The following is a 4,431-nucleotide window of genomic DNA, read 5'->3' on the forward strand; positions in this document are numbered from 1 at the left end:
CCAAGTTCCAATTCTTCAGATGGATGTAATCCAACTCTTAATACTTTAATGGAAGTTTTATTAAATATTTTAAGTACTTCTTTACTCCAAATAATGGCATCATTTAACGAAAGTACTTTATAATCACCGTTATTATACATTTTCTCTAACACCGTACCTTTTACTACAACTGTTGGATAAATACGCGTAGAATCTGCTTTTAAACTAACAATATCTTTCGCTGTTTGAATGGATAATTCTAACGTGTCATAAGGTAAACCAAGCATCATTTGCAGGCCAAGTTCAATATTTCTTTCCTTAATAAGTTTAGCAGCCTTTTTAATGACACCAAATTTATGACCTCTACCCGATTTTACCAATACTTTATCGTTTGTAGATTGCGCTCCTAATTCAATGGCTGTAACACCATATTGCACTAAAATATCTAATAGTTCTTCTGAAATGTAATCTGGTCTGGTTGACAAACGAATGCCTTGAACTTTTCCTGATTGAATATATTTATAAGCCTCTTTCAAATAAGCGATCATTTCTGCTCTTGGAATTCCCGTAAAACTACCCCCAAAAAAAGCAATATTAATTTCTCTATTTTTAGGAATTGTTTTAAGATAAGAATCTATGATTTCAATAATTTCATTGGGTTTAGGAACCGTAAAAGTTGCACTAATTTTTTCTTGATCACAAAAAACACATTGATGAGGACACGCTAATTCTGGAATAAATATTGGGATATTACAATGCTTCATGATTTGTATTAAATTTAAAAGAACCCATTTAAACTTACAAGTTTTAATTTTTTACAAATTTAATACTAATTCCGTTTCTCAGCCAAATTATAATAGATACTTCATAAAATAGAAAATGTATCGAAAACAGTATATTTTACTATTCTCGATACATTTTTATATTCAACTATTAAAATCTCTTAATTAAGACTTAATCTTGAATTAACTCATACCCTTGGTTGATTCCTTTTTCTATTGCAGGAACACCTCTTTCCATCCAAACTGGTTTTTGAGCACCTTTTAAATAATAATCAAAAAATTGAGCCATTCTTATATTGAAATCTTTTCTGTTTTGCATTTTTAATGGCCAATGCGGCTCACCGTTATAATTTAAAAACCATGCTGGTTTACCCAATCTTCTTAATGCTGTAAAAAATTCAATTCCCTGATACCAAGGCACATGACCATCAGCATCATTGTGCATAATTAACAAAGGTGTATTTATTTTATCTACTGTAAATATTGGGGAATTTTCAATATATCGTGCAGGGTATTCCCAAGGCGAACCACCAATTCTACTTTGTGTATGTTCATATTGAAACTGTCTGCTTAAACCAGTCCACCACCTAATTCCTCCATACGCACTAATCATGTTTGGTACTGGAGCACCCGCCTCTGCTGCTTTAAAAATATTAGTTCTGGTTACTAAATATGCTATTTGGTAGGCTCCCCAACTATGTCCTTGTACACCAATATTGTCTTTATCTATAAACCCTTTTTCTATAAGTGAAGTTACTCCCGGAATTACACAGTTATAAGCACTTTCACCAGGGTATCCTTCTTTATATAAAATATCAGGACTAAAAATTACGTATCCACGACTTGTATAAAAACTATAATTGATAGATGATCTGCCAGGAGAAGGAGCTCTATGTGAGTTTAGCCCATCAGAACTTCTTTCATAAAAATTAACTAGCATTGGGTATTTTTTAGTTGGGTCAAAATTTTCAGGTTTTACTAACATTCCAGTTAGTTCAACACCATCTAAAGAGGTCCAATTTACCAATTCTACAGTTCCCCAATTATAATCGCTTTGTTGAGGATTTGCATCACTTATTTTAGTTTGAGTTTTAAAACTTAAATCCGAATAACGAATATCTGGAAACTCTAGGAAGTTTTGACTTGTAAAAATTAGATTTGTGTTATTAGTTGATTTTATAGGATTTGAAAATTTATAAGAGCCTGTGATTAACTGTTTTCCATGATTCGTTTTAGGATTAAATTCGAAATAACCTGCATCTTTATTTAATTCATTAAAAGTAGATAGCAACCATTTTTTAGAACTATCTATAAATCGTTCTTCATTGTCAAGTTTTAAATATCTGTAAACCGTTAAATCCTTACGACCATTCGTCAATTTTTTACTAGTTCCATTATCTGGATTAAAGCTCCAAATATCATAACGATCATATAGAAGCAAAGATTCATCATTTTCTGTCCAACCTGCTGAATTATATGAACTTGGAAAATCAGGTGAATCGTTTAATTCATCATAAAATAATTGTCCTTTAGTAAGTGCCATATATTTGTCCGTAGCTAACGCATACGAAAACCAAGTGCTATCCAGCGCATTATAACCAAAAGCATATTTACCTTTTGGGCTTAGATGAACACGTCCTCTAATTTTTTCTAAGGCCTTTACAACTTTACCTGTATTTACATCCACAACAGCATAATCATTCACCGACCCTCCAGTCCATTGACTTTCTAATTCATAAGGCTCTGAAGTGCTTAACAATGCATATTGAGAATTACCCTCATCTCCAAGTTCTGAATCTGGATATACTTCTGAAGCTAATTGAACTAATTTATTGTTTTTGTTAAGATGTATAGCTGTCATAAAATATTTTTTACCATCTCTCTCCACTTCTAATTCCTGTACAGTATATAATCTAGGTTCATTATAGGTCCAAACTTCAACATTTACAATTTCTTCATCTAGCAATGTGGTGTCTTTTACAATAGGTGGTTTTGCCAATCCAAAATACATTTTAGTTTCATCTTTTGAAAAACGAATACTTCCATCAGAAGAAACTCTAAAACCTTCGGGTGCTGAAATGGCATCGAGTAATTTTTTAGCCTTCGCTTTACCTTCACTCCAAACATACAACTCATTAGGTCTTACCTGTACTTTTGTAGTGTCTGTATCTACCACAAATCCTAAATTCTTACCAGTTTCACTAAAATTTAACTCAAAGTATTTTGCCTTTTTAGCTTCAAATACGTGTGATAGTTTATTGTTTTCAAGATTTAGAATATACACACCTGCTTCAGTTACAGAATCTTCTCCAGTAGTAGTGAATGCTAACATTTTAGCTTCTTTGGCAAAAACATAATGAGTTACAAATTTAAAGGTATCTTGTTTTTTAGAAACTAAATCTCTCACAACTAAATGATACCCATTGTCTTTTCCTACTTTTTTCTTCGCTTTCTTTTTGTCTTTTTGCTTAGGTTCAGACTTGGTTGAATCTTTTTCTTTCTTAGCTGGCACCATTTCTTCTAATAGATATGCAAGAGATCCTGACCATTTTTCTGGGGTTTTATAGGATTTTATATGCCCTATTTTATCAAGTGATTTAGTAGCTAAATTATAAATTCCAATTGAATCTTTTGGTAGTTTTTCTTTTTTTACTTTTTTACGTTCCAATTCTTTTATGCTATCTTTCCATGGTTTTATAGTAAACAGTGCAAATTTAGAATGATATGTAAACTGTCCTTTTTCAGCTCTTTCATGTTCAAAAACCAGGGTAGCTTTCGCATCTTTAATTTTAAGATGGCTGTCCTTTTCCCCTTTTTCAACTGAATACATTACAAAATTTCCATCGGAAGAAATACTTTCTCCTTCAATTGAATTCCATAGTTCGAAATCTTTATGGTCTAATACTTTTTTTTGAGCAAATGTGTAAAAAGAAATTAAAATTAAAAGTGAAGTGAAAAATATTTTCATGAGATTGATTTTGGTTTGTTATTTTGTGAGCTTTAATCAATTAATTAAAAAACTTTAAAGTTAATAAATTAAATTTTACATAAATCACTAAAAAACACATGAAAATAAATGGTTGAAATTGAGACTGCATCACTCATATTAAAAGTAGTTCTCTATCAATTTTTAAACGTAAAAAAACTGATAAAACACTTAATTTAAGCATTTTATCAGTTTTTATTTTTTATTAAAAAATTAAATTAGATATGAACTTCTACAAATTTAATTTTTAATTCTCTCTGAATTTCTTCTATTTTTGGGATCTCCCCAGGAATCACTAAAGCTATTGAAATGCCTCGTTTACCTGCTCTGGCAGTTCTACCGCTTCTATGTGTGTAATATTCTAATTGTTCAGGTAACTGATGATGAATGATAAATGCCAAATTATCTACATCAATTCCACGTGCAGAAACATCAGTAGATATTAACACTTGTAAACTTCCGTTTTTAAAAGCACGCATTACTTTATCGCGGTCTTTTTGTTGCATATCACCTTCTAATGCTTCTACTGAAAAACCTTCTTCTTTTAATAAATTTGTTAAATTTTGAGTCCCTAATTTTGTTCTGCAAAATATAATACCTCTTTCATTACCTCTTTTTTCTAACAATTTAACCAATAATTCTGGTTTCTCTTTTATAGTAGTTCTAATATATTGATGCGTAATA

Annotated in this window: 3 protein-coding genes; all 3 read right to left on the reverse strand. The window is 30.8% G+C overall.

Features of this window, described 5'->3' with window-relative positions; all coding sequences use genetic code 11:
* Window positions 1–743 (reverse strand): elongator complex protein 3 (locus ABY863_RS12930; protein ID WP_372795493.1); only part of this gene is annotated, 743 nt, incomplete at its 3' end.
* A gap of 190 nt (window positions 744–933) precedes the next feature.
* Complete coding sequence (locus tag ABY863_RS12935; RefSeq protein ID WP_372795495.1) at window positions 934–3,729, reverse strand: alpha/beta hydrolase family protein; 2,796 nt, start codon at window positions 3,727–3,729, stop codon at window positions 934–936.
* Between the two features lie 236 nt (window positions 3,730–3,965).
* Window positions 3,966–4,431: helicase-related protein (locus tag ABY863_RS12940; protein WP_372795497.1), on the reverse strand; the 466-nt coding region annotated here is incomplete at its 5' end.

Source organism: Lutibacter sp. (assembly GCF_041562875.1).
Classification (GTDB): domain Bacteria; phylum Bacteroidota; class Bacteroidia; order Flavobacteriales; family Flavobacteriaceae; genus Lutibacter.

What these genes read in the sequence shown, in the direction of transcription:
- ABY863_RS12935 (WP_372795495.1), bottom strand. Translation starts at nt 3,729, where the DNA reads ATGAAAATATTTTTCACTTCACTTTTAATTTTAATTTCTTTTTACACA.